Origin of the sequence: Pseudomonas sp. Z3-6 (genome assembly GCF_051131985.1) — a bacterium.
Lineage (GTDB): Bacteria > Pseudomonadota > Gammaproteobacteria > Pseudomonadales > Pseudomonadaceae > Aquipseudomonas > Aquipseudomonas zanjanensis.
Map to the genome: position 1 here is coordinate 5,098,737 of NZ_CP071644.1, position 23,742 is coordinate 5,122,478.

Consider the following 23,742-nt stretch of genomic DNA (forward strand, 5'->3'; position numbering starts at 1 on the left):
TGACTCAATAGCCTAGGCTAGTTTTCGACCCATCGAATGAATGGATGAACAGATCGACAGACTTTGCGTGGAATTTGGGAAAAACAGCGGGTTTGCCTGCTTTTTTTCCGATACTAAGCGCAGAAAACCGCCGGAAACTCAAGGCTGCTGTATTTGTTGCAAATGACCGTAGAGCCGAGCGTACAGGCCCCCTTCGGCAATCAGTTGCAAATGGTCGCCGTCTTCGGCGATTCGCCCACCGTCGAACACCAATACCCGATCAGCCTGCTTCACCGCCGAGAGCCGGTGGGCGATGATCAGGGTGGTACGCGCGCTCAAAAAACGCGCCAGGGCCTGGTGCAGGTTGTACTCGGTGGCCGCGTCCAGGGCCGAGGTGGCTTCGTCGAGAATCACCACCCGAGGATTGGCCAATACCATGCGGGCAATGGCCAGCCGTTGGCGCTGCCCGCCGGACAACCGTACCCCGGAACGCCCAACGATGCTTTCCAGGCCCAGGGGCAGCGCCCGTACCGTGGCGTCGAGTTGGGCGATTTCCAGCACCTGCCAGCAGGCCTCGTCGCTGCGTTCACGGCCCATGGTCAAGTTAGCCCGCACCGTGTCGTTGAACAACGCCGGATGCTGAAGCACCACAGCGACGTTCTCTCGAATGGTTTCCAGGCCAACCTCCTGCTGCGTGGCGCCGCCGAAACGAATGCTGCCCGACTGCGGCGTGTACAGCCCGAGCAGCAACTGCACCAGAGTGCTCTTGCCGCCGCCACTGGCCCCGACGATGGCGACTTTTTCCCCCGCAGAGATGGACAGGTTCAATTGGTCGAGCACCAACTCCTCGCCGTAACCGAAACTCAACCCTTGGATCTCGATGCCCACGGTGTCACGGCCCTTGAACGGATCGACGACGCCGGTGTACTGCGGCTCGTCGGCCCGGGCCAGCAGTTCATTGATGCGGTTCAAGGCGCCGCCGGCGGCGTAAAAGGCGTACTGCAAATTCAACAACTGCTCGACCGGACCGATCATGAACCAGAGGTAGCTGAACACCGCCAGCATCTGGCCGATGGACAGGTCGGAAAACACCACGGTGAGCATGGCCGCCGCGCGAAAAATATCGATGCCGAACTGGAACAGCAAACCACTGGCGCGGTTCGAGGCGTCGGTTTTCCACTGCGAGTTCACGGCGTAATCGCGGACTTCCTTGGCGCGCATTCCCAAGCGCCCAAGGAAATGGCCCTGGCGGTTACCGGCGCGCACTTCCTGGATGGCGTCCAGGGTTTCGGTCAAGGCCTGGGTGAAGCGCGAGGTGCTGTCGTTCTCCAGTTTCTTGAGGTGTTTGACCCGCTTGCCCAACTGCACCGTGGCGTAGATCACCAGCGGGTTGAACAGCAGGATCAGCAGCGCCAGTTTCCAATGCATCCACACCAGGATCCCGGCGGTGCCCACCAAGGTCAGCATCGCCACCAGGAAACGGCTGAGGGTTTCGCCGATGAATTTGTCGAGGGTGTCCAGGTCGGTGACCAGGTGGGCCGCCACCGTGCCGCTGCCCAGGCTTTCGTACTCGCCCAGGGAGATTCGCTTGAGACGTTCGATCAGGCGGATGCGAATGCGGTAGACGAGATCCTTGGCCAGCCTGGCGAACAAGCGCGCCTGCAGCACGTTGAACAGCAAGGCGCCGCAGCGCAGGGCCAGGGTCGCCAGCAACATCAGCCCGATATAGCCAGCAGCGCTCTGCCACGCCGTTGGCAATGCATGGTTCATGACGTTCAAGGCCGCATCGCCGTGGCCCAGCAGGACTTCGTCCACCAACAGCGGCAACAGCAACGGGATCGGAACGCTGCACAGCGTCGCCAGCACGGCCACGCCGTTGGCGATCCACAGGGCTTTTTTATGGGTGAGGGCCAGGCGACGGATTTCCGCCCAGCTCAACCGATCGATGCGCCGCGAGGCCGATGGGTCTGGCGGCCGCTCAGGCACAGGTCGCGCGCTCCAGCCATCGGCCCAGCAACGGCGACAACTGGCCCAGGGGCTGATAACCGTTGGTCAGCAAGGCCAGTTGGCCGTCGCGCTCAGCCAACAGCGTGGGGAACCCGGCGATGCCCAGGTCCTGTACCCAGGTGAAATCCGCCGCGGTGGCCGCGTGTTGGTCGGCGCGGTCAAAAGCGGCAGCGAATTCGATGCGTGGCAACCCGGCCTGTTCGGCCAGCTCCACCAGGACGCTGGCGTGGGTGACGTCGCGGCCTTGCACATAAAAGGCCTGCTGGATCAGCTTCACCAGCTTCCAGGCCAAGTCCGGGGCGAGGCTGCGAGCCGTCACCAATGCCCGGCAGGCTGGTTCGGTGTCGTAGACGAAACCGTCCGGCAATGCGCCTTCAAGCTTGAAGGGCTGGCCGGTGGCCTGGGTCACCGCCTGCCAATGTTCAAGAATGTAGCGCCGGGTGGTCGGCTCCAGCGCCGAACCACTGCCGGTGCGCAAACCGCCCACCACCAGGTGCAATTCCACACCCGCGGCCTGCGCCTGCTCGACCAATGCCTCGGCCACCGGTGCAAAGCCCCAGCACCAGGAGCACATCGGGTCCATCACGTAGAGCAGGCGCGACGCCATGGTTCAAGCCTCGGAAGATGTTTGCTTATAGTTGTAGCCGATCGGGTGCGGCATGTTCCGCGCCTTGGCCAACTCGATCTGCTTCTGCCGGTCGATGGCGCTGCGACGGGTTTTCTCGCTCAGCTTATCCCAGCAATGCGGGCAGCTGATGCCAGGCACATAATGCTCCGAAGCGCGGTCTTCTACGCTCACCGGGGTACGACAAGCATGACATTGATCGTAGTCCCCTTCGCTGAGGTCGTGGCGAACGGTCACACGGTTATCGAACACGAAGCAGTCGCCGCGCCACTTGGTTTCCTCCTGAGGCACCTCTTCGAGGTATTTCAGGATGCCGCCCTTGAGGTGATAGACCTCGTCGAAGCCTTGGCCCAGCATGTAGCTGGAAGCCTTTTCACAACGAATGCCGCCGGTGCAGAACATCGCGACTTTCTTGTGCCTGGCCGGGTCGAAGTTGGCCTTGATGTACTCGGGGAACTCGCGAAAGCTGGTGGTCTTGGGGTCGATGGCGCCTTCGAAGGTGCCGATGGACACTTCGTAATCGTTGCGGGTGTCGATCAACAGCACTTGCGGATCGCTGATCAACGCGTTCCAGTCTTGTGGCTCGACGTACGTGCCGACCTGCTTGTTCGGGTCCACGCCTTCGACGCCGAGGGTGACGATTTCTTTCTTGAGCTTGACCTTGGTGCGGTAGAACGGCTGCTCGTCGCAGTACGACTCTTTATGGTCGATGTCGTCCATGCGCGGATCGTTCTTGAGCCAGGCCATCAACCCGTCGATGCCTTCACGGGTGCCGGAGACCGTGCCGTTGATGCCTTCCTCGGCGATCAGCAGCGTGCCTTTGATGCCGTTATCAAGCATGGCCTTGAGCAGGGGCTCACGCAGCTCGACGTAATCTTCAAGGGTGACGAACTTATACAGTGCCGCCACGACAATGGGTTGTGTCATGGGTGTTTCTCCAGGTGGCTACCCTCGTAAAGGGTGAACCGGATGCGAAAAAAAACGCGCCGGGTGAGCGGCGCGTTGCGGATTCTAACAAAAACAATGTGGTTTTAGGAGCGAGAGCCTTTGTGGCGAGGGGAGCTTGCTCCCGCTGGGTTGCGCAGCAGCCCCAAAAAACTGATTGGGATCAGCCTGACACGACGCGTGTGATTGGCTTGGGGGCCGCTTCGCAGCCCAGCGGGAGCAAGCTCCCTCGCCACAAAAGCTTCCTGGCCATAACAGGTTGCCCGCTCAGTGCTTGCTGCCACCGGCACACGTCGGCGAAGCCGGGGCCGCGTCGATCTGCGCCCACTCCTCAGGCGTGTAGGTGTGCAGCGCCAACGCATGGAACTCACCCATCAGCTCGCCCAGCGTGCCGTAGACCTTCTGGTGACGCTTGACGCGATTGAGCCCTTCGAACTGCTGGCTGACCACCACGGCCTTGAAATGCGTCTGCAGGCCACGGCTGTGCATGTGGCTTTCATCCAACACTTGCAAGTGCTCGGGCTGCAAGAGCCCGAGTGTCGATTCGATGCGTTGTTGCATGCTCATACCGGGCTCCGCTTACGGCTTTTTCTTGGCTGGGGCGGCGGCTTTTGGCTCGAGCTCGGCCGTCATGTCGGCCAGCAGCTTGTTGACCACCGGCACCGCGCTTTCAAGCTTGGCCTGGGTCAGCTGGGCCGATTGCTGGGTCAGCTGTGGCATTTTTTCCAGGACTTTCTTGCCCAATGGCGATTGGTAGAAAGCCACCAGGTCCTTGAGCTCCGACTCGTTGAAGTTGCTGGTGTAGAGCTTGACCATGTCAGGCTTGAGCTTGTTCCAGCCGATGGCTTGGTCCAGCGCGGCATTGGCCTTGGCCTGATAGGTTTCCAGGGTGGCTTTTTTCGACTCAGGGGCCTTGGTCTGTTCAAAGCGCTGGGCAAACATTTGCTGCACTTGCATGTACACCGGAGTGCCCAGTTTGTCAGCGTGCGCCAGGGTCAGGAACGCTTCGGCGCTGGCGTTGTGGCTGGCGGTATCGGCGAAAACAGGGCCGCTGGCACACACCAGAGCAACTGCGGTACAGATGGCACGAAGACGGGTCATCGAGTTTCCTTTGATTACAGGCGAGGTAAAACCCCAAGGGCGACCATTCTGCGCCTAAAAAACGCCGGGCCTCAACCCCGATGCTTGTCGGGTCCGATTGACGGGCCGGCGCCACTGCTCCTAGATTGAGGGAACCGGTGCCGCCCATCCGGGCCTAAACTGCGCATTCAGTCTTTAAGGAGTTTGACCCGATGAGCCGTATCGAAACCGACAGCCTTGGCCAGGTTGAAGTCCCGGACGACGCCTACTGGGGCGCCCAGACGCAGCGCTCCATGATCAACTTCGCCATTGGCAACGAGCGCATGCCGCTGTCGGTGTTGCATGCCCTGGCACTGATCAAGAAGGCCGCCGCGCGGGTCAATGATCGCAATGGCGACCTCCCCGCCGACATCGCCCGCCTGATCGAACAGGCCGCCGACGAAGTGCTCGCCGGCCAACATGACGACCAGTTCCCGCTGGTGGTCTGGCAGACCGGCAGCGGCACCCAGAGCAACATGAACGTCAACGAGGTGATTGCCGGGCGCGCCAATGAACTGGCCGGCAACCCCCGCGGCGGCAAGAGCCCGGTGCACCCCAACGACCACGTCAACCGCTCGCAGAGTTCCAACGACTGCTTCCCCACCGCCATGCACATCGCCGCCGCCCAAGCCGTCCATCAGCAATTGCTGCCGGCCATCAGCGAACTGTCCGGCGGCCTCGCGGAACTGGCGGCGCGCCACATGAAGCTGGTCAAGACCGGCCGCACCCACATGATGGATGCCACGCCGATCACTTTTGGCCAGGAACTCTCGGCGTTCATTGCCCAGCTCGATTACGCCGAACGGGCGATCCGCGCCGCGCTACCGGCGGTTTGCGAACTGGCCCAGGGCGGCACGGCGGTGGGCACCGGGCTCAATTCACCCCATGGTTTCGGCGAAGCGATTGCCGCTGAACTGGCGGCGCTGTCGGGCCTGCCGTTCGTCACCGCACCGAACAAGTTCGCCGCGCTGGCCGGCCATGAACCCCTGACCTCGTTGTCCGGCGCCCTGAAAACCCTCGCCGTGACCCTGATGAAAATCGCCAACGACCTGCGCCTGCTGGGCTCAGGACCACGGGCCGGGTTCGCCGAAGTGAAATTGCCGGCCAACGAACCGGGCAGTTCCATCATGCCTGGAAAGGTCAACCCGACCCAGTGCGAAGCCTTGTCGATGCTGGCCTGCCAGGTCATGGGCAACGACGTGACCATTGGTTTTGCCGCCAGCCAGGGGCATTTGCAGTTGAACGTGTTCAAACCGGTGATCATCCACAACCTGCTGCAGTCGATACGCCTGCTGGCCGACGGCTGCAGCAACTTCCAGCAGCACTGCATCGCCGGTCTCGAACCGGACGCCGAGCAGATGGCCGCGCACCTGGAACGTGGGTTGATGCTGGTGACCGCACTGAACCCGCATATCGGCTACGACAAGTCAGCGGAAATCGCCAAGAAAGCCTACGGCGAAGGGCTGACCTTGCGCGAGGCGGCGCTGCAACTGGGGTACCTGACCGATGAAGAATTCGATGCCTGGGTGAGGCCGGAGAATATGTTGGAGGCCGGTAGCCAGGGCTAACGCCATCCCTCCTGTGGGAGCGAGCCTGCTCGCGATGAGGCCGGCAGGCTCGACATCCTCATCGCCTGCCAAGCCGCTTTCGCGAGCAAGCCCGCTCCCACAATGGATCTTCAGTGTATGCAATACTACGGCTCACATAGATTCCCTGTGGGAGCGGGCTTGCTCGCGAAGAACGATAACGCGGTTTAACGCCCGACAGCCAAACGCTCGCGTCGGGCCTTGAGCCCGGCGATCAACGAGGGGCCCAGGGCGACCAGCGCCGAACCCAGCACTACCAGCACCGCCCCGCCATAGCCCAGCAGGTTGATCTGCTCGGCATGGACATAATCAGGCCACCACCAGGCCGCCATCGCCACTGCGGCGAAGGTCACCAGTGGCGTGATCGCCAGGGTCGCGCTGACCCGCGACGCTTCCCAATGGGCCAGGGCTTCGGCAAACGCGCCATAGGCAATCAAGGTGTTGAGGCAACACGCGAACAACAACCAGCCTTGCAGCGGGCTCAATTGCAGCGCCTCCAACGGATGCACCCAAGGTGTGAGGAGCAACGCGCAGAACAGGTAGATCACCATCATCACCTGCAGCGAGTTCCAAACCGTCAACAATTGCTTCTGGCCCAAGGCGTAGAACGTCCAGACCGTCGACGCAAGCAACACCATCAAGACCCCGGCGGTGTATTCGCTCAGGGACGTCAGCAACTCGCCCAGGCGCTGGTTGAAAAACAGCGTGAAACCGATCAGCAACACCAACAGGCCAATGCCCTGCCCCACGCTGAACCGCTCCTTGAACACGAACAGGCTGGCGACCAGCAACATGATCGGCCCCATCTGCACCACCAGTTGCGCGGTGCCGGGGCTCAAGCGGTTCAGGCCCATCAGGTACAACACGTAGTTGCCCACCAGCCCGAGCACGGCCATCGCCACCAGCCAGCCGCCGCGCGGGCCGAGCACCTTGCGACTGGGCAGGCGCCGAGTCGCCGCCAAATAAATGAACAGCAAACCGCCGGACACCAGCAAGCGAAACCAGGTCACGGTGACCGGGTCCATCACTTGCAGCACTTGCTTGAGCTTGATCGGCAGGATTCCCCAGAGCAGGGCCGTCAACAGGGCGAGGAACAAGCCGTAGACCCAGCGACCGGACGATATGTGCATGCAACCCTCGAAGCCCTAGACAAAGAACGCCCATTCTAGGCGCCTGCGACCGAGCAACACAGGAACAGTTGGGGATTAATTGAACCGGTTACCGGCATGGCACATGGCCGCCTATCGGCTCGCCAAGCAACGGTCCACGCCAGCCTCTAAACTTCACTCAACCTGTTCCCGCCGCCCCTTTTGGAGCCCCTCATGCTTGGCAAACGCGCCCAGGACCTCGCCCCGGCGATGGTCTTTCCCAGTGACCGGATTTGCCGCATCAACGGTGAATTTTACTTCAACACCCGGGAAGGCACCCAGGAAGGGCCGTTCGCCAATCGCGAGGAGGCGTTGCGGGAGGTGGAAGCGTATGTACAGCGGATGTTGCAACTGACTCAGGTCGCCAGCTAGCGCCGTACTCCTGTGGCGAGGGAGCTTGCTCCCGCTGGGTCGCGAAGCGGCCCCCTGCCCCATTCAATAAACCGCATCGACAGTTTGGCGCCTGCTTCGCAGCCGAGCGGGAGCAAGCTCCCTCGCCACAAAAGCTCTGTGCAAGCATACTTTTTGCGGTTATCTCACCGCCTCGAACAACCCCGTCGCCCCCATCCCGCCGCCCACACACATGGTCACGATGCCGTAGCGCAGGTTGCGCCGTTGCAGCTCACGCACCAGATGCCCGACTTGCCGCGAACCGGTCATGCCGAACGGATGGCCGATGGAGATCGAGCCGCCGTTGACGTTGTATTTCTCTGGATCGATTTCCAGCCGGTTGCGGCTGTACAGGCACTGGGAAGCAAACGCCTCGTTGAGTTCCCACAGGTCGATATCGGCGATCTGCAAGCCCTTGGCCTTGAGCAGCTTGGGCACTGAAAATACCGGGCCGATGCCCATTTCGTCCGGCTCGCAACCGGCCACGGTGAAACCGCGAAAAAACGCCTTGGGCTTGAGCCCCAGCGCCAAGGCCTTTTCCAGGCTCATGACCAAGGTCATCGAGGCGCCGTCGGACAACTGCGACGAATTGCCCGCCGTCACCGAGCCGTCTTCGGCGAACACCGGCTTCAGGCCCGCCAAGCTTTCATAGGTGGTGTCCGGGCGGTTGCAATCGTCATGATCGACCACGCCTTCAAGAATCTGCACCGCACCGGTCTGCTTGTCCTCGACCCGGTACTTGACCGCCATCGGGATGATTTCATCATCGAACAATCCCGCCGCCTGGGCCTTGGCGGTGCGTTGCTGGCTCTGCAAGGCGTAACGGTCCTGCTCCTCGCGGCTGACCTGGTAACGGCGAGCGACGATCTCCGCTGTCTGGCCCATGGGGAAATAAATCCCGGGCACTTGCTCCTTGAGCAGTGGGTTGATCAGGTTGTCGGTATTGACGCTTTTCATCGTCAGGCTGATGGATTCCACACCGCCCGCCACAATGATGTCGCTGCAACCGGAAGCGATCTGGTTGGCGGCGATGGCAATGGCTTGCAGGCCCGAAGAACAGAAGCGGTTGAGGGTCATCCCGGCCGTGCCAATGCCCAATCGCGAGAGCACCGCCACGTTGCGCCCGATGTTGTAGCCCTGGGCGCCCTCATTGGAGCCGGCCCCGACGATGCAATCCTCGACGCTGGCCGGGTTGATGTCGTTGCGCGCCAACAAGGCATCGACGCAATGGGCCGCCATGTCGTCTGGACGGGTCATGTTGAACTTGCCACGAAAGGACTTGGCCAGGCCGGTCCGTACGCTGTCGACGATCACCACTTCACGCATGGCTGTACCTCATTGTTCTGGTCGGTTGAGAGTGAATCGAGCATAGATCCACTGGATAACCGACCGCGACAATCATTCACCTCGCGTATGCGTACCCATCGCCCTAGCGCTTCTTCTTGCGAGCCTGTTTTGCGCTGCGCTCGAAAGCCGCCTCCAATGCCTGGTTAAGGGTGCGCAGTACCTTGACCCGCGCCCAGCGCTTGTCGTTGGCCTCCACCAAGGTCCAGGGGGAAATCTCGGTGCTGGTGCGGTCGACCATGTCGCACACTGCGGCGCGGTAGGCGTCCCACTTGTCGCGGTTGCGCCAGTCATCCTCGGTGATCTTGAAACGCTTGAACGGGATTTCCTCGCGCTCCTGGAACCGCTCCAGCTGGGTTTCCTTGTCGATGGCCAGCCAGAACTTGACCACCACCACACCGGCGTCGGCGATCTGCTCCTCGAAGTCGTTGATTTCCCCGTAGGCCCGCAGCCAGTCGGCCTGGCTGCAAAAACCTTCGACCCGCTCCACCAGCACCCGGCCGTACCAGGAGCGGTCGAACATGGTGAACTTGCCGCGCGCGGGGATATGCCGCCAGAACCGCCACATGTAGGGGTGGGCGCGCTCTTCTTCCGTGGGCGCGGCAATCGGCACGATGCTGTATTGGCGTGGGTCCAGGGCCGCCGCGACCCGCCGGATCGCCCCACCCTTGCCCGCCGCGTCATTGCCTTCGAACACCGCCACCAGGGCATGTTGGCGCATGCGTTTGTCCCGCAGCAGGCCGGCGAACCGCGCCTGCTCGATGATCAATTGTTCTTCGTAGTCGGCCTTGTCCAGGCGCCGGGTCATGTCCAGGCTGTCGAGCAGCGTGACCTGGCCGTCCAGCTCGGGCAGCGGCGCCACGCTGACCTTTTGCGGCTTGATTTTCGACCGGTCCAAGGCCTGGCGCAAACCGTCGAGCAGGATCCGCCCGACGGTGAGGCTGCGATAACAGCTGTCCATGCCTTCGATGACATGCCACGGCGCGTAGTCGCGACTGGTGCGGCGCAGCACACGCTCGCCGTATTTGACGAACTTGTCGTAGGTCTGGGACTGCTGCCAGTCCAGCGGGCTGATGCGCCAGCTGTGCAGCGGGTCATCCTTGAGCCCCTTGAGCCGAGCCTTCATCTGCTTCTTGGAGAGGTGGAACCAGAACTTGAAGATCAGCGCGCCTTCATCGCAGAGCATTTTTTCCAGGCGCTCGGCACCGGCGATCGCCTGGTCGAGCCGCGGGTCCTTGAACTCGCCATGGACCCGACCTTGCAGCATCTGGCTGTACCAGTTGCCGAAGAAAATCCCCATGCGCCCCTTGGCCGGCAGCATCCGCCAATAGCGCCACGCGGGAGGCCGCGCCAATTCCTCGTCAGTCTGCTGGTCGAAGGTGCGCACTTCGATCAGCCGTGGGTCCATCCATTCATTGAGCAACTTCACCGTCTCGCCCTTGCCCGCGCCTTCGATGCCGTTGATCAACACGATGACAGGAAAGCGGCCCTGCTGCTGCAACTCGAACTGCGCTTCCAACAGCGCTTCACGCAGGGCGGGCACCTCGGCCTCAAAGGTGTCTTTATCGATCACATGGCCGATTTCAGCGGATTCAAACATGGGCAGCTCCTTCCGGGGATGGCTCAAGACTAGCGGATTGGATGCGGCCCTGTGCAGCAGATTCCATTCAGATGCGCGCTCTGTTGCGATGGGTCAAGCAAGCCGATACCGATCGGCTAGAATGGCCGCTCAGTTTTGACCGAGCCTGCCATGACGCCCATCCAGCAACACGCCCAACTCGACTGGGATGATCAGGGGCGCCCGCGTTCGCGGGTGTTCGACGATGTGTATTTTTCCGATCAGTCGGGCCTGGATGAAACCCGTTATGTGTTCCTCGAGCAGAACAACCTGGCCGAGCGCTTCGCTGCGCTGGCCGCTGGCGGGCGGCTGGTGATCGGCGAAACCGGGTTTGGCACCGGCTTGAATTTTCTCTGCGCCTGGCAATTGTTCGAACAGTGCGCGCCAGCAGGCGCTCGGCTGCACTTCGTCAGCGTCGAGAAGTATCCCCTGAGCCCCGAAGACTTGCGCCGGGCCCTTGCCCTGTGGCCGCAACTGAGCCTTCAAGCGGAACAATTGCTTGAGCAGTACGTGGCGATCCACCAGGGTTTCCAGCGCCTGGTCCTGGCCAATGGCCGGGTGACGCTGACCTTGTTGATCGGCGATGCCCTGGAGCAGTTGCCGCAGCTGGACGGGCAGATCGACGCCTGGTTCCTCGACGGTTTTGCGCCGGCCAGGAACCCCGAGATGTGGACCGCCGAGCTGTTCGCCGAACTGGCCCGGCTGGCAGCACCCGGCGCGACCCTCAGTACCTTCACCAGCACCGGTTGGGTTCGGCGGTTGCTGAACGCGGCGGGCTTCAAGATGAAGCGCACGCCCGGCATTGGCCATAAATGGGAAATCCTGCGCGGCGTGTTTCTTGGCTGGCCCGAGCAGACACCCGCGCCGTCCCTGGCAAAACCCTGGTATGCCCGCCCCTTGCCGCCCACCGGCGAGCGTCGGGCCTTGGTCATCGGCGGCGGCCTGGCCGGGTGCGCCAGCGCGGCGAGCCTCGCCGCCCGTGGTTGGCAGGTGACGCTGCTGGAGCGTCATGCCGGGTTGGCCGAGGAAGCGTCCGGCAATCCCCAAGGCGTGCTGTACCTCAAATTGTCGGCCCATGGCACGGCGTTGTCGCAGATGATCCTCAGCGGCTTCGGCTACACCCGCCGTGTGCTGGAGCAACTGCAACGCGGCGTTGACTGGGATGCCTGCGGCGTCTTGCAACTGGCCTTCAACAGCAAGGAAGCCGAGCGCCAGGCGCAACTGGCCGAGGCGTTCCCAGCGGACTTGCTGCATTCACTGGATCAGTCCGAGGCCCAGGTTCGCGCCGGCATCGGCCTGGCCTGTGGTGGCTTGTTTTATCCCGAAGGCGGTTGGGTGCATCCGCCGGCGCTGTGTCGCTGGCAAGCTTCGGAGCCCGCCATTGATGTGCGAACCCATCATGACGTGCTGCACCTGCGCCGAGTCGACGGCCAATGGCTGGCATGGGACGGCGAACGCTGCCTGGCCAGTGCGCCAGTGGTGATCCTCGCCAGCGCTGCCGAGATCAAACGCTTCGAACCTGCCGCTGGTCTGCCGCTCAAGCGCATTCGCGGGCAGATCACGCGGTTGCCGCAAACCCGCCGCAGCCAGAGCCTGGCGACGGTGGTCTGCGCCGAAGGTTATGTGGCGCCGCCACGGCTGGGCGAACATACCCTGGGCGCCAGTTTCGATTTCAATAGCGACGACCTGACCCCCACCGCTGCCGAGCATGCCGGCAATCTGCAGATGCTCGAAGAGATCTCCCACGACTTGGTGGAGCGCCTGGATGCTGGCACCCTGGACCCGCACCACCTCGAAGGCCGCGCGGCGTTTCGTTGCACCAGCCCCGATTACCTGCCGATTGTCGGACCGCTGGCCGAGCGCCAGGCCTTCACCGAGGCCTACGCTGCCCTGGGCAAAGATGCACGCCAAGTGCCGGACGCCCCCTGCCCATGGCTCGATGGCCTGTACATCAACAGCGGCCACGGTTCCCGCGGCCTGATCACCGCGCCCCTGTCGGGCGAACTGATCGCCGCCTGGCTGGACAACGAACCCCTGCCACTGCCCCGCAGCGTGGCCGAGGCCTGCCATCCGAACCGGTTCGCGTTGCGGGCCTTGATTCGGGGCAAGACCTGACACAGATGGATGACCCGCCACAAACCCTGTGGGAGCTGAGCTTGCTCGCGATAGCGATGTGTCAGCCAACTAAGATGCCGACTGATCCACCGCCATCGCGAGCAAGCCCACTCCCACAAAGAGCCTGTGCCAGACGCATCATTTCTGCGGTCGATGAAAATCAACGGTGGGAGCGAGCCTGCTCGCGATTGCGGTGTGTCAGTCGCTTAGATACCAACTGATCTACCGCAATCGCGAGCAGGCTCGCTCCCACAGGTTTCGCTCTATTCTTCAGTCATGCAGCAGACCAAACGGGCCCCACCCCGCCGGCTTATAACGCATTGATCTAAAACTCACAGCAATCCCTCCGGTCAGTTTCAGAGTACCCGCCCTTTCGGCGCGTGCTGCTTGACCCCTCCCCAACGGAAACACCGGTAAGGACTTATGTGCGGATTAGCTGGAGAGTTACGTTTCGATCAACAACCTGCGGACCTTGCGGCCGTAGAGCGAATCACCCATCACCTGGCCCCTCGCGGCCCTGATGCCTGGGGTTTTCATAGCCAGGGACCGATTGCCCTCGGCCACCGACGCCTGAAAATCATGGACCTGTCGGACGGCTCGGCCCAGCCGATGATCGACAATCAATTGGGCCTGTCGCTGGCCTTCAACGGCGCGATCTACAACTACCCGGAGCTTCGCACCGAGCTGGAAGGCCTGGGCTACACCTTCTATTCCGGTGGCGACACCGAAGTGCTGCTCAAGGGTTACCACGCCTGGGGCGAAGCGCTGCTGCCCAAACTCAACGGCATGTTCGCCTTCGCCATTTGGGAGCGTGATGCCAAGCGGCTGTTCATCGCCCGCGACCGCCTCGGCGTCAAGCCGCTGTACCTGTCGCGCACCGGCCAGCGCCTGCGCTTCGCCTCGGCATTGCCGGCGCTGCTCAAGGGCGGCGACATCAATCCGATGCTCGATCCGGTGGCCCTCAACCATTACCTGAATTTCCACGCGGTGGTCCCGGCGCCCCGCACCTTGTTGGCCGGTGTTGAAAAACTGCCGCCCGCCACCTGGATGCGCATCGAAGCCGACGGCACCACCGAGCAGAAAACCTGGTGGACCCTGCCCTACGGCCCTCGCGCCGACGAACAGCACCTGAATCTGGAAGACTGGATCGATCGCGTTCTCGACAGCACCCGCGAAGCGGTTGCCATTCGCCAGCGCGCCGCCGTCGACGTCGGCGTGCTGCTGTCCGGCGGCGTCGACTCAAGTATGTTGGTGGGCCTGTTGCGGGAAGTCGGCGTCGAGGACTTGTCGACATTCTCCATCGGTTTCCAGGATGCCGGCGGCGAGCGCGGTGACGAATTCCAATATTCGGACCTGATCGCCAAGCACTACGGCACTCGCCACCACCAACTGCGCATCGACGAAAAAGAGATCATCGAGCAACTGCCCGCCGCGTTCCGCGCCATGAGCGAGCCGATGGTCAGCCACGACTGCATCGCCTTCTACCTACTGTCGCGGGAAGTCGCCAAGCATTGCAAAGTGGTGCAAAGCGGCCAAGGCGCGGATGAGCTGTTCGCCGGTTATCACTGGTACCCGCAGGTCGACGGCGCCAGCCATCCGTACGCCGCCTATCGCGCGGCATTCTTCGACCGCAGTTACGCAGAATATGCCGCCACTGTGCAGCCCAACTGGTTGACGGCCAACGACGCGGCCGGGGACTTCGTCAAGGAGCATTTCGCCCAACCCGGCGCCGATGCCGCGGTGGACAAGGCCCTGCGCCTGGACAGCACCGTGATGCTGGTGGACGACCCGGTCAAGCGCGTCGACAACATGACCATGGCCTGGGGCCTGGAAGCGCGCACACCGTTTCTCGACTATCGCCTGGTGGAACTCTCGGCCCGGGTCCCGGCGAAATTCAAGTTGCCCGATGGCGGCAAGCAGGTGCTCAAGGAAGCCGCCCGACGGGTGATTCCCAGCGAAGTGATCGACCGCAAGAAAGGCTATTTCCCGGTGCCGGGCCTCAAGCACCTGGAAGGCGACACCCTGGCCTGGGTTCGCGAACTGCTGCTGGATCCGAGCCAGGATCGCGGCCTGTTCAACCCAGCCATGCTCGACCGCCTGCTCACCGACCCCAACGGGCAACTCACGCCGTTGCGCGGTTCGCGACTATGGCAACTGGCGGCGCTGAACCTGTGGCTCAGCGAGCAAGGAATCTGATCGATGAAACCTCACGCAACTGTTCACAACCAACGCCTCTTGCGCGGCCAGGCGCCCTCCTATGAACGCCTGCAGGCACGCCTGGCCGAAGACGGCAGCGAATTGGGCGCCGACCCGATCGCGGTGCATTGCGGCTGGGGCCGACTGCTGATCGGCCACACCTTCCCGGACGCGGCGTGCCTGGCCCGGGAACTGCTCAACGAACAACCCGGCGAACGCGACATTGCCTTGTACGTGGCCGCGCCCCAGCAGGTGCTGGGGCTGGAACCGGCGCAATTGTTCCTCGATCCGTCCGACACCTTGCGCCTGTGGTTCAGCGACTATCGCCAGTCCACCCGGGTGTTTCGCGGCTTCCGCATTCGCCGCGCCCAGAGCGAGACCGACTGGCAGGCCATCAACCAGCTCTACCAGGCCCGGGGCATGCTGCCCATCGACCCGCTGCGACTGACCCCGCGTCACGAAGGCGGACCGGTGTACTGGCTGGCTGAAGACGACGATACCGGTGCGGTGATCGGCAGCGTCATGGGCCTGAATCATCAGAAGGCCTTCAACGACCCGGAAAACGGCAGCAGCCTCTGGTGCCTGGCCGTCGATCCGCAATGCCCGCGACCCGGTGTCGGCGAAGTGCTGGTGCGTCACCTTATCGAGCATTTCATGAGCCGTGGCTTGAGCTACCTCGACCTGTCGGTGCTGCACGACAATCGCCAGGCAAAAAATCTCTACGCCAAACTCGGCTTTCGCAACCTCTCGACCTTCGCCATCAAGCGCAAGAACGGCATCAACCAGCCGTTGTTCCTTGGGCCCGGCCCCGAGGCGGAGTTCAATCCGTATGCGCGGATCATCGTCGAAGAAGCTCACCGGCGCGGCATCGAAGTGCAGGTGGACGATGCCGAGGCCGGCTTGTTCACCCTGGTCCACGGCAGCCGCCGGGTGCGCTGCCGCGAGTCCCTGAGCGACCTGACCAGCGCCATCAGCATGACCCTGTGCCAGAACAAAAGCCTGACCCACAAGGTGCTGAAAAACGCCGGCCTGAACCTGCCGGCGCAACAGCTGGTGGGGAACGCCGATGACAACCTGGCGTTTCTCGATGAGCACGAACGGGTGGTGGTCAAGCCGCTGGACGGTGAGCAGGGCCAAGGCGTGGCGGTGGACTTGCGCACTATCGAGGAGGTGCAGAGCGCCATTGAAGCGGCTCGGCAGTTCGATAGCCGGGTGCTGCTGGAGAGCTTCCACGAAGGGCTGGACCTGCGCATCCTGGTGATCGGCTTTGAAGTGGTGGCCGCGGCGATCCGGCGCCCGGCGGAGGTGATCGGCGACGGCCGGCACACCATCGGGGCCCTGATCGAAGCCCAGAGCCGCCGACGGCAGGCCGCTACGGGGGGTGAAAGCAAGATACCGATGGACGCCGAGACCCTGCGCACCCTCAATGCGGCGGGGTACGACTACGACAGCGTCCTGCCGGCCGGAGAGCACCTGTTCGTACGCCGTACAGCGAACCTTCATACCGGCGGCGTCCTGGAGGATGTCACCGGTATCCTGCATCCGACCCTTGCCGATGCGGCGGTGCGTGCCGCGCGGGCGCTGGACATCCCCATGGTCGGCCTCGACCTGCTGGTGCCGGCGGCCGATCAACCCGAGTATGTGTTCATCGAAGCCAACGAACGCGCAGGTTTAGCCAACCACGAACCCCAGCCCACCGCCGAGCGTTTTGTGGATCTGTTGTTTCCTCATAGCCAGACGGTGGCTTAGCCCTTCTTCCGTGGCGAGGGACCTTGCTCCCGCTCGACTTTGTAAGAGCTGTGTAGGAGCTGTCGAGTGCAACGAGGCTGCGATCTTTCCCCAGACACTTGAATCCCAAGCGAAAGATCAAAAGATCGCAGGCTTCGCCAGCTCCTACAGAGCTCAGCGGGAGCAATCTCTGACCACAGGGTTCCCCTATTTCAACCTAATGTTCCGAGAGGAGTTTCCATGATCAGCAAAATTCCCGAACCGGATCTCGAATACCTGCAAAAGGTCCTGCTGGAAATGCTCGCCATCCCCAGCCCGACCGGCTTCACCGACACCATCGTGCGCTACGTCGCCGAGCGGCTCGAAGAGTTGGGTATCGCCTTCGAAATGACCCGTCGTGGCACGATCCGCGCCACGCTCAAGGGCCGCAAGAGCAGCCCCGACCGGGCCGTGTCGGCGCACCTGGATACCATCGGTGCCTCGGTGCGGGCCATCAAGGACAACGGTCGCCTGACCCTGGCTCCGGTGGGGTGCTGGTCCAGCCGGTTTGCCGAAGGCAGCCGGGTCAGCTTGTTCACCGACACCGGCGTGATTCGTGGCAGCGTGCTGCCATTGATGGCATCCGGTCACGCGTTCAACACCGCCGTGGATGAAATGCCCATCAGTTGGGACCACATCGAGCTGCGCCTGGACGCCTATTGCGCCACCCGCGCCGATTGCGAAACCCTGGGCGTGGGCATCGGCGATTACGTGGCCTTCGACCCCTTGCCGGAATTCACCGAAAGCGGTCACATCAGCGCCCGGCACTTGGACGACAAGGCCGGGGTCGCGGCACTGCTGGCGGCGCTCAAGGCGATTGTCGACAGTGGCGAGGAACTGCTGATCGACTGTCATCCCCTGTTCACCATCACCGAGGAAACCGGCAGCGGCGCAGCGGCCGCACTGCCCTGGGACGTCAGCGAGTTCGTCGGTATCGACATCGCGCCCGTCGCCCCTGGCCAGCACTCGAGCGAACATTCGGTCAGCGTGGCGATGCAGGACTCCGGCGGCCCCTACGACTATCATCTGTCGCGGCATTTGCTGAAACTGGCCAAGGAGAACGACATCTCGGCACGCCGCGACCTGTTCCGCTATTACTTCAGCGACGCTCATTCGGCCATCACCGCTGGCCACGATATCCGTACCGCCCTGCTCGCCTTCGGCTGCGACGCCACCCATGGCTACGAACGCACCCACATCGACAGCCTGGCCGCCCTCAGCCGCCTGCTCGGCGCCTACATCCTCAGCCCACCGGTGTTCGCCAGCGACGCGCAGCCGGCCCAAGGCTCCCTGGACCGCTTCAGTCATCAGATCGAACACGATGCCCAGATGGAAAGCGATACCCGGGTGCCGTCGGTGGACAGCCTTGTGGGGCAGCGGTCGGACAGCTGATCCCGCTCGCGATGTCGGCTGACACATGACGCTTTCGGAGTCTACACAAATCAAATTGTGGGAGCGGGCTTGCTCGCGAAAGCGGTGGGTCGGCTAGCATAGAGTTTGAATGTACCGCCGCCTTCGCGAGCAAGCCCGCTCCCACAAGGATTCGCAATGGTCAAAACCCAGGCTAGCCGCAAAAGCCCATTGGCCGTAGCATCGCCCTATTGTCTAGCCGAGGTCCCCCATGCTCATCCCCCACGACCAACTCGAAGTCGACACGCTCACTCGCCTGATCGAAGATTTCGTGACCCGCGACGGCACCGACAACGGTGACGACACGCCCCTGGAGACGCGGGTGCTGCGGGTCCGGCAAGCCCTGACCAAAGGCCAGGCCTTGATTGTCTTCGACCCGGAAAGCGAACAGTGCCAACTGATGCTCAAGCACGACGTGCCCAAGCACCTATTCGACTGAACAGGCCTTGCGGGCGGCATTAGCCTTTTTCCTCTGGATCTTTTCATAGATTTCGGAGCGATGGACATCGACGTGCCGTGGCGCTTCGACGCCAAAACGCACGGTGGTGCCACTGACCGACAGCACCCGGACGGAAATATCGTCACCGATGGAAATCAACTCGCCCACAGCACGGCTTAATACGAGCATGGTTCTTGTCCTTAAGAATGTCTGGACCCTGACCATGCCCGGCCTGCTTTCCGTTCTCAAGACACCAGCGAGAATTCAGTAAGGCCCTACAAGCAAAGTTCTCGCGACTGAAGGAAACGTCCTGCAAAAACCTGGCGAACCGTAGGTTATTTCAGGAAGCTGAGAGCCGTGGGCCGAATAGAATCACGCTCGCCCCCAACACGCAGAGCGCCACGCCAATCCAGTCGGAACCCAGTGGCCGGACCCGCTCCACCACGGCCAGCCAGCCGATCGAGGCAATGATATAGATACCGCCATAAGCGGCGTAGGCGCGCCCGGCGTAGGTCGCTTCGATGCGGGTCAGCAACAGCGCGAACAAGGTCAGGCTGAGCAGCGCCGGGGCGATCCACCAGGCGCTCTTGCCCTGGCGCAGCCACATCCAGAAGGCGTAGCAACCGGCGATTTCAAACAGCGCGGCGAGAAAGAACCACAGGTAGTTGAGCATGCAGATGTCCATCAAGAGGGCCGAATGGCGCCATCCTGAGGACATCGCGCAGCCAGGTCAATTCAGGTTCTGGCGGGCCTTGGCGCGCATCTTGTCGGCCATGGCGGTCATTTCGTCGTAGAGCAACTGTGGGTTCTTCTGCTTGAGCGCCCAGGCCATGCGCCCCTGTTCATGGGGCAGGATCATGAACTGCCCTTGGGCCACTTGCTGGTAGATGTAGTCGGCAATGTCAGCGGCGCTGATCGGTGAGCTTTCCAGCAACTTGCCGACCTGAGCCTTCATGGCTGGGGTCGGCCCGCGGAAGGAGTCCAGCAGATTGGTCTGGAAAAACGACGGGCACACCACGTGGACGCCGACTTCCTGCTGCGCCAACTCTACCAGCAGGCTCTCCGATAACGCCACGACGCCTGCCTTGGCCACGTTGTAGTTGCTCATGGCTGGCCCCTGCATCAAGGCCGCCATGGAGGCGATGTTGATGATCTTGCCGCGGCTCTTTTCCAGCAATGGCAGGAAAGCCTTGCAGCCCTTGACGACGCCCATCAGGTTGATCGCGATCTGCCAGTCCCAATCTTCCAGGGACAGTTCGCTGAAGAACCCGCCCGAAGCGACGCCAGCATTGTTGACGATGATATCGATGCCGCCGAGTTTCTCTTCGCAAGCCTGGGCGAACGCCGTCAATTGGCTGTAGTCGCGCACATCGCAACGCTGGATGAAGCCTTCACCACCGGCAGCGCGCACCAATTTCAGAGTTTCCACCAGGCCTGGCTCGCTGACATCCGACAAGGCCAGGCGCCAGCCTTCACGAGCCCAGCGCAGCGCGATTTCGCGACCCAGGCCGGAGCCGGCCCCAGTGATCATCATGCGATTTTGCATAGCAAACAGCCTTGTTCCGGGAGAGATAGGCCGAGTGTAGCGAAGGCGTCTGCCGGACCCACGCTCCATCAGATTGCTGAATGGCGAGGGCAAACTGTAGGAGCTGGCGAAGCCTGCGATCTTTTGATCTTTCGCTTGGGATTCAAGTGTCTGGGGAAAGATCGCAGCCTCGTTTCACTCGACAGCTCCTACACAGCGCCTACCGGCGCCTACAAAAACTTTGAATTTTTTACAGGACGTTACGGTCGGACTTATTAAGCCGCCCGGATTTAACGCATGCGTGCTGGTAGTTGGAAGTTGCATCAATCCAAAACTGACCAATAAGGAAATCTACAATGGGCACAATACTTATCATTATTCTGATCCTCCTGCTGATCGGCGGTCTTCCGGTCTTCCCGCACTCCAGAAGTTGGGGCTACGGTCCGTCCGGTATCATCGGTGTAGTGTTGGTGGTGCTGTTGGTCCTGCTATTACTGGGCAAGATATAAACCACTAAGTAAGCGCAAAAAAAAGAGGCCTCTGCAGGCCTCTTTTTTATGCTCGCCGTTTCTCAGTCCGGCTTGCCGTCAATCACGCCGGCCGTGTTATCCAGCAGGCTCTTGGTCGCGGTTTGCAGGAACGATTCGAGCTTGAGTTTCATCTCAGCCGTCTCCGGTGCATCCGGGATGACCTCTGCGTGTGGATTGGCGCCCAGTTGATAACGGAACAGTTTCGGTGCCATTGCCTTTTCCTCTGGCAACACCAGGATCTTGTCGTCGTGGATAAGTGCCGTGGTCTGATCGCTACCCGACGGTTTGATCACGCCAAAACCGGTGTCGCCTGGCGGCAGATTCAACAGGTCGCGGCCCCAGCACTGGTTGCGCACTTCCCCGCCGAGCCGGCCCATGATGGTCGGGACGATATCGACCTGGGTGCCAATGGTGTGGTTGCGCTGGCCGAATTTCTCTTGGACGCCCGGCCCGATCAGCAGCATCGGCACATTGAAGCGGCCCAGGTCCATCTCGGTGATCTGGCGCTCGTTGCCGAAGCCATGGTCACCGACCACGACGAACAGGGTTTCCTTGAAGTAAGGTTCCTTGCGCGCCTTCTCGAAGAACTGGCCCAGCGCCCAATCGGCGTAACGCATGGCGGTCAGGTGTTCGTTCAGGCGGCCACGGTCAGTGACCGGCTCCACCGGCAACGGCGTCGGCAGCGCATAAGGCGTATGGTTGGACAGAGTCTGCAGCAACGCATAGAACGGCTTGCCGTTTTCCCGCGCCTTGAGTTCGATCAGGCCCCGGTCGAACATGTCCTGGTCGGACACGCCCCAGGTCGGGTCGGAGAACACCGGGTTCACGAAGTCGTTACGCCCAATAAATGTTGTCATGCCTTGGCTGCTGAAAAAACCCGACTGGTTGTCCCAGGCAAAATCGCCGTTGTAGACATACACATCGTCGTAGTTGCGGGCGCTGAGCAGTTGCGGCAGGCCCGACAGCTTGTGGCTGCCCTCCGGCGTCTGCATCAGGTATTCGAAACCCGGCAGGTTCGGGAAGCACGCCATGGTGGCGAACATGCCTTGGTGAGTGTGGGTGCCATTGGAGAAAAAACGATCGAACAACAGGCCTTCCTTGGACAGTTTGTCCAGGTAAGGCGTGATGTTGCCTGGCGCGCCCAGGGCGCCCACCGAGTGACCGGCCATGCTCTCCATGAGAATCACGACCACGTTCTTAATCGGCAGGGTCTTGTCCGCTGGCGGCGTGTAGTCGCGGCGCACGGCGGCTGTCTCGGCGTCCACGAGTTTGTCGTCAGGCATCACCAGCATGTCGCGCACGGTCTGCTGTGCCAGCGGTTGCTCGAGTGTGGCCTTCCAGATGTTGTCACGGTGTTCGGACAACCGGCTCTTGGCCGCCGCCACCAATGACAAGGTGCCATTGAGGCCCAACTGGTTGGCGAAGTTCGAATCGGTGGTATAGACGTCGCCCCAACGCAGTGGCGGACCTTGGCGCAGGGTACCGCGCGCAGCGGCCACGGCCACCAGCAGGCAAACCATGAACACCGCGACACGTCCGTACCACGGCGCGAGTTGACGCGTGCCGATGCTGCCGCCGCTGAACGGCCCACGCGGGCGGGTGGCATGGTCGGCGCCCTTGAACGCCAGGCTCAGGATAAGGGTGCCGCCCACCCAGGCCAGCAGGTAGCGCACTACCGGGAAACCGTACCAGAGCATGCTCATCACGGTTTTCGGGTCTTCCTTCACATACTGGAAGACCAGGCCGTTGAGGCGCTGGTGGAATTCACGGTAGAAGTCCATCTCCATCAAGCCGAGGAACAGCGCAACACTGGAGGTAATGGTCAGCCAGAAACGAAAGAAACCACGGGCGGCCATGGCCCTTGCGCTGAACAATGCCAGCAGCAACGGGATGCTGAGGTAGACCACCAGGCGCAAGTCAAAGCGCAGGCCATTGAAAAACGCTTCAACGAAGGTCGAGGCCGGGGTGTCGAGGATCATCTCGCGGTTGTAGACCAGCAGCGCCACGCGCAGCAGGCTCAGCATGACCATCATTACCAGGGCGCAAAGCAACGTGTAGGCCAGGTGCGATTTGACGGTCGGTTGCAGCAGGCGATGCGTGGTGCGCTGCTGACTCAGGGCGTCCGGGATTGCCATGTCGTTTAAGGACCCTATTGGAGTTGGAGTGTCAAAAAAAGAAACAACGGCGCGCCCTCTGTTGGCCAAAGCCTGGCCCCGGGGCTTGCGCGAGTGCGCAAATGTTGCACGAACGGCTATGGCATTGCCATTAAATAACCGGCGGCGATATGAGCGCGGGGGATTGTCCGCAAGATTTGGTGAAAATTTCGTTCAAAGAATATTCGGAAACACAAAAAGCCCGGCCTACTGCACGGATGTGCCGAACGCCATTGTGGTGGAGGACTTGATTGTGGCGAGGGAGCTTGCTCCCGCTCGGCTGCGCAGCAGTCTTAAAATCTGGATAGCGAAATATGCCTGACAGACCACGGTGGCTGGATTGGGGCTGCTTCTCAGCCCAGCGGGAGCAAGCTCCCTCGCCACAGGGTTGCCGATCACTTCCAGATCAGTGTGAAACGATCACTTCAGTGGAACTTGCGCCCCAGCCCCGCCGGCACGCCTTCGATGGTGGTTTCTTCCCACGGGCCGTTCGGGCTGACGGAACGGCTCCAACCGTTGTTCCAGCGGAAATAGGTGCGCTGGCGGTAGAACGTATTGGTCTGGTTATCCAGCACATAGACCCCCAGCTTGGCGTCCCAATGGCTGTTGCCACCCGGTGGCGGGGCGAAACTGGCGGAGGTACGTGGCACCGGCTTGGCCGGTTTGTTCGGGATGACTGGCTTGCCAGGAGGCGTGGACGGGGCCGGCTTGGTGGTCGGGGTCGACGGTGGAATCGGTGGCAGTGGCGCCGAGGGCTCCGGCGGACGCTGGACCGCGCAAGCGCTCAGGCCCATGACGAGCGTGAGCAGGGTGATACGAGCGATGGCGGTCATGGTGCGAATTCCT

22 protein-coding genes are annotated in these 23,742 nt (G+C 62.0%); 9 read left to right on the top strand and 13 right to left on the bottom strand.

Annotated features, from left to right (window positions below):
* Nucleotides 1-138: 138 nt before the first annotated feature.
* The 5 genes from J3P88_RS22010 to J3P88_RS22030 all read right to left on the bottom strand — a co-directional run bounded on the left by J3P88_RS22010 (nt 139) and on the right by J3P88_RS22030 (nt 4,657).
* Nucleotides 139-1,965 carry an ABC transporter ATP-binding protein gene (locus J3P88_RS22010; protein WP_434571620.1) on the bottom strand — a complete coding sequence of 609 codons (1,827 nt, stop codon included), beginning with the start codon at nt 1,963-1,965 and terminating at the stop codon, nt 139-141.
* Complete coding sequence (locus tag J3P88_RS22015; RefSeq protein ID WP_186704752.1) at nt 1,958-2,560, bottom strand: DsbA family protein; 603 nt, start codon at nt 2,558-2,560, stop codon at nt 1,958-1,960. The genes J3P88_RS22010 and J3P88_RS22015 overlap by 8 nt, the downstream gene beginning before the upstream one ends.
* Nucleotides 2,561-2,596: 36 nt before the next feature.
* On the bottom strand, nt 2,597-3,538 hold the full coding sequence (locus tag J3P88_RS22020; protein ID WP_186704708.1) for a rhodanese-related sulfurtransferase: 942 nt from the start codon (nt 3,536-3,538) through the stop codon (nt 2,597-2,599).
* A 285-nt stretch (nt 3,539-3,823) separates the two neighbouring features.
* Entirely contained in the window at nt 3,824-4,123 is a 300-nt protein-coding gene (locus tag J3P88_RS22025) for a BolA family protein (RefSeq protein WP_014337210.1), read from the bottom strand.
* A 12-nt stretch (nt 4,124-4,135) separates the two neighbouring features.
* Nucleotides 4,136-4,657 (bottom strand): DUF2059 domain-containing protein, encoded by a 522-nt coding sequence (locus J3P88_RS22030; RefSeq protein ID WP_092167494.1) that lies wholly within the window; start codon nt 4,655-4,657, stop codon nt 4,136-4,138.
* Nucleotides 4,658-4,848: 191 nt separating this feature from the next.
* On the opposite strand from J3P88_RS22030, the gene J3P88_RS22035 reads away from it, so the two are divergent.
* A complete protein-coding gene (locus tag J3P88_RS22035; RefSeq protein ID WP_109751384.1) occupies nt 4,849-6,243 on the top strand; it encodes a class II fumarate hydratase in 1,395 nt (464 codons plus the stop codon).
* 185 nt (nt 6,244-6,428) lie between these two features.
* Here the strand turns inward: J3P88_RS22035 and J3P88_RS22040 are convergent, their stop codons facing one another.
* Nucleotides 6,429-7,391 (bottom strand): DMT family transporter, encoded by a 963-nt coding sequence (locus J3P88_RS22040; protein WP_434571623.1) that lies wholly within the window; start codon nt 7,389-7,391, stop codon nt 6,429-6,431.
* A gap of 192 nt (nt 7,392-7,583) precedes the next feature.
* On the opposite strand from J3P88_RS22040, the gene J3P88_RS22045 reads away from it, so the two are divergent.
* The gene (locus J3P88_RS22045) at nt 7,584-7,781 is read left to right on the top strand and encodes a DUF6316 family protein (protein ID WP_186704705.1); all 198 of its coding nucleotides are present in this window, start codon (nt 7,584-7,586) and stop codon (nt 7,779-7,781) included.
* 159 nt (nt 7,782-7,940) lie between these two features.
* Here J3P88_RS22045 and J3P88_RS22050 read toward each other — a convergent pair whose 3' ends face one another.
* Together J3P88_RS22050 and pap are read right to left on the bottom strand one after the other, a co-directional pair.
* Nucleotides 7,941-9,125, bottom strand: coding sequence for a thiolase family protein (locus J3P88_RS22050; protein WP_434571626.1), 1,185 nt, complete (start codon nt 9,123-9,125; stop codon nt 7,941-7,943).
* A 103-nt stretch (nt 9,126-9,228) separates the two neighbouring features.
* Nucleotides 9,229-10,743, bottom strand: coding sequence for a polyphosphate:AMP phosphotransferase (pap, locus tag J3P88_RS22055; RefSeq protein ID WP_434571628.1), 1,515 nt, complete (start codon nt 10,741-10,743; stop codon nt 9,229-9,231).
* Nucleotides 10,744-10,893: 150 nt separating this feature from the next.
* On the opposite strand from pap, the gene mnmC reads away from it, so the two are divergent.
* The 5 genes from mnmC to J3P88_RS22080 all read left to right on the top strand — a co-directional run bounded on the left by mnmC (nt 10,894) and on the right by J3P88_RS22080 (nt 18,688).
* Nucleotides 10,894-12,876, top strand: coding sequence for a bifunctional tRNA (5-methylaminomethyl-2-thiouridine)(34)-methyltransferase MnmD/FAD-dependent 5-carboxymethylaminomethyl-2-thiouridine(34) oxidoreductase MnmC (mnmC, locus tag J3P88_RS22060; RefSeq protein ID WP_434571630.1), 1,983 nt, complete (start codon nt 10,894-10,896; stop codon nt 12,874-12,876).
* Between the two features lie 423 nt (nt 12,877-13,299).
* Entirely contained in the window at nt 13,300-15,072 is a 1,773-nt protein-coding gene (locus J3P88_RS22065; protein ID WP_434571632.1) for an N-acetylglutaminylglutamine amidotransferase, read from the top strand.
* 3 nt (nt 15,073-15,075) lie between these two features.
* Nucleotides 15,076-16,821, top strand: a complete 1,746-nt coding sequence (gene ngg / locus J3P88_RS22070; RefSeq protein ID WP_186704700.1) for an N-acetylglutaminylglutamine synthetase — start codon at nt 15,076-15,078, stop codon at nt 16,819-16,821.
* A 219-nt stretch (nt 16,822-17,040) separates the two neighbouring features.
* Complete coding sequence (locus J3P88_RS22075; RefSeq protein ID WP_053120340.1) at nt 17,041-18,231, top strand: osmoprotectant NAGGN system M42 family peptidase; 1,191 nt, start codon at nt 17,041-17,043, stop codon at nt 18,229-18,231.
* A gap of 229 nt (nt 18,232-18,460) precedes the next feature.
* On the top strand, nt 18,461-18,688 hold the full coding sequence (locus J3P88_RS22080) for a YheU family protein (RefSeq protein ID WP_003199186.1): 228 nt from the start codon (nt 18,461-18,463) through the stop codon (nt 18,686-18,688).
* Here J3P88_RS22080 and csrA read toward each other — a convergent pair.
* The 3 genes from csrA to J3P88_RS22095 all read right to left on the bottom strand — a co-directional run bounded on the left by csrA (nt 18,677) and on the right by J3P88_RS22095 (nt 20,234).
* The gene (gene csrA, locus J3P88_RS22085; protein WP_053120338.1) at nt 18,677-18,877 is read right to left on the bottom strand and encodes a carbon storage regulator CsrA; all 201 of its coding nucleotides are present in this window, start codon (nt 18,875-18,877) and stop codon (nt 18,677-18,679) included. The two genes, J3P88_RS22080 and csrA, sit on opposite strands and share 12 nt — an antisense overlap.
* 151 nt (nt 18,878-19,028) lie before the next feature.
* Nucleotides 19,029-19,361 (bottom strand): YnfA family protein, encoded by a 333-nt coding sequence (locus J3P88_RS22090; RefSeq protein ID WP_060743066.1) that lies wholly within the window; start codon nt 19,359-19,361, stop codon nt 19,029-19,031.
* Nucleotides 19,362-19,418: 57 nt separating this feature from the next.
* Complete coding sequence (locus tag J3P88_RS22095; RefSeq protein WP_186704699.1) at nt 19,419-20,234, bottom strand: SDR family oxidoreductase; 816 nt, start codon at nt 20,232-20,234, stop codon at nt 19,419-19,421.
* 335 nt (nt 20,235-20,569) lie between these two features.
* On the opposite strand from J3P88_RS22095, the gene J3P88_RS22100 reads away from it, so the two are divergent.
* The gene (locus tag J3P88_RS22100) at nt 20,570-20,722 is read left to right on the top strand and encodes a DUF3309 family protein (protein ID WP_003183939.1); all 153 of its coding nucleotides are present in this window, start codon (nt 20,570-20,572) and stop codon (nt 20,720-20,722) included.
* Nucleotides 20,723-20,784: 62 nt separating this feature from the next.
* On the opposite strand, the gene J3P88_RS22105 is transcribed toward J3P88_RS22100, so the two are convergent.
* Entirely contained in the window at nt 20,785-22,878 is a 2,094-nt protein-coding gene (locus J3P88_RS22105; RefSeq protein WP_434571637.1) for an LTA synthase family protein, read from the bottom strand.
* A gap of 118 nt (nt 22,879-22,996) precedes the next feature.
* Here J3P88_RS22105 and J3P88_RS22110 point away from each other — a divergent pair, with 118 nt between their 5' ends.
* Nucleotides 22,997-23,218, top strand: coding sequence for a hypothetical protein (locus tag J3P88_RS22110; protein WP_434571639.1), 222 nt, complete (start codon nt 22,997-22,999; stop codon nt 23,216-23,218).
* A gap of 103 nt (nt 23,219-23,321) precedes the next feature.
* On the opposite strand, the gene J3P88_RS22115 is transcribed toward J3P88_RS22110, so the two are convergent.
* Nucleotides 23,322-23,729, bottom strand: coding sequence for a hypothetical protein (locus J3P88_RS22115; RefSeq protein WP_186728633.1), 408 nt, complete (start codon nt 23,727-23,729; stop codon nt 23,322-23,324).
* Nucleotides 23,730-23,742 lie beyond the last annotated feature (13 nt).

What these genes read in the sequence shown, in the direction of transcription:
- J3P88_RS22110 (WP_434571639.1), top strand. Translation starts at nt 22,997, where the DNA reads ATGGCATTGCCATTAAATAACCGGCGGCGATATGAGCGCGGGGGATTG.
- J3P88_RS22040 (WP_434571623.1), bottom strand. Translation starts at nt 7,391, where the DNA reads ATGCACATATCGTCCGGTCGCTGGGTCTACGGCTTGTTCCTCGCCCTG.
- J3P88_RS22015 (WP_186704752.1), bottom strand. Translation starts at nt 2,560, where the DNA reads ATGTGCTCCTGGTGCTGGGGCTTTGCACCGGTGGCCGAGGCATTGGTC.
- J3P88_RS22080 (WP_003199186.1), top strand. Translation starts at nt 18,461, where the DNA reads ATGCTCATCCCCCACGACCAACTCGAAGTCGACACGCTCACTCGCCTG.
- J3P88_RS22020 (WP_186704708.1), bottom strand. Translation starts at nt 3,538, where the DNA reads ATGACACAACCCATTGTCGTGGCGGCACTGTATAAGTTCGTCACCCTT.
- J3P88_RS22035 (WP_109751384.1), top strand. Translation starts at nt 4,849, where the DNA reads ATGAGCCGTATCGAAACCGACAGCCTTGGCCAGGTTGAAGTCCCGGAC.
- csrA (WP_053120338.1), bottom strand. Translation starts at nt 18,877, where the DNA reads ATGCTCGTATTAAGCCGTGCTGTGGGCGAGTTGATTTCCATCGGTGAC.
- J3P88_RS22045 (WP_186704705.1), top strand. Translation starts at nt 7,584, where the DNA reads ATGCTTGGCAAACGCGCCCAGGACCTCGCCCCGGCGATGGTCTTTCCC.
- J3P88_RS22065 (WP_434571632.1), top strand. Translation starts at nt 13,300, where the DNA reads ATGTGCGGATTAGCTGGAGAGTTACGTTTCGATCAACAACCTGCGGAC.
- J3P88_RS22115 (WP_186728633.1), bottom strand. Translation starts at nt 23,729, where the DNA reads ATGACCGCCATCGCTCGTATCACCCTGCTCACGCTCGTCATGGGCCTG.
- J3P88_RS22050 (WP_434571626.1), bottom strand. Translation starts at nt 9,125, where the DNA reads ATGCGTGAAGTGGTGATCGTCGACAGCGTACGGACCGGCCTGGCCAAG.
- ngg (WP_186704700.1), top strand. Translation starts at nt 15,076, where the DNA reads ATGAAACCTCACGCAACTGTTCACAACCAACGCCTCTTGCGCGGCCAG.
- mnmC (WP_434571630.1), top strand. Translation starts at nt 10,894, where the DNA reads ATGACGCCCATCCAGCAACACGCCCAACTCGACTGGGATGATCAGGGG.
- J3P88_RS22095 (WP_186704699.1), bottom strand. Translation starts at nt 20,234, where the DNA reads ATGCAAAATCGCATGATGATCACTGGGGCCGGCTCCGGCCTGGGTCGC.
- pap (WP_434571628.1), bottom strand. Translation starts at nt 10,743, where the DNA reads ATGTTTGAATCCGCTGAAATCGGCCATGTGATCGATAAAGACACCTTT.
- J3P88_RS22090 (WP_060743066.1), bottom strand. Translation starts at nt 19,361, where the DNA reads ATGCTCAACTACCTGTGGTTCTTTCTCGCCGCGCTGTTTGAAATCGCC.
- J3P88_RS22100 (WP_003183939.1), top strand. Translation starts at nt 20,570, where the DNA reads ATGGGCACAATACTTATCATTATTCTGATCCTCCTGCTGATCGGCGGT.
- J3P88_RS22105 (WP_434571637.1), bottom strand. Translation starts at nt 22,878, where the DNA reads ATGGCAATCCCGGACGCCCTGAGTCAGCAGCGCACCACGCATCGCCTG.
- J3P88_RS22025 (WP_014337210.1), bottom strand. Translation starts at nt 4,123, where the DNA reads ATGAGCATGCAACAACGCATCGAATCGACACTCGGGCTCTTGCAGCCC.
- J3P88_RS22030 (WP_092167494.1), bottom strand. Translation starts at nt 4,657, where the DNA reads ATGACCCGTCTTCGTGCCATCTGTACCGCAGTTGCTCTGGTGTGTGCC.
- J3P88_RS22075 (WP_053120340.1), top strand. Translation starts at nt 17,041, where the DNA reads ATGATCAGCAAAATTCCCGAACCGGATCTCGAATACCTGCAAAAGGTC.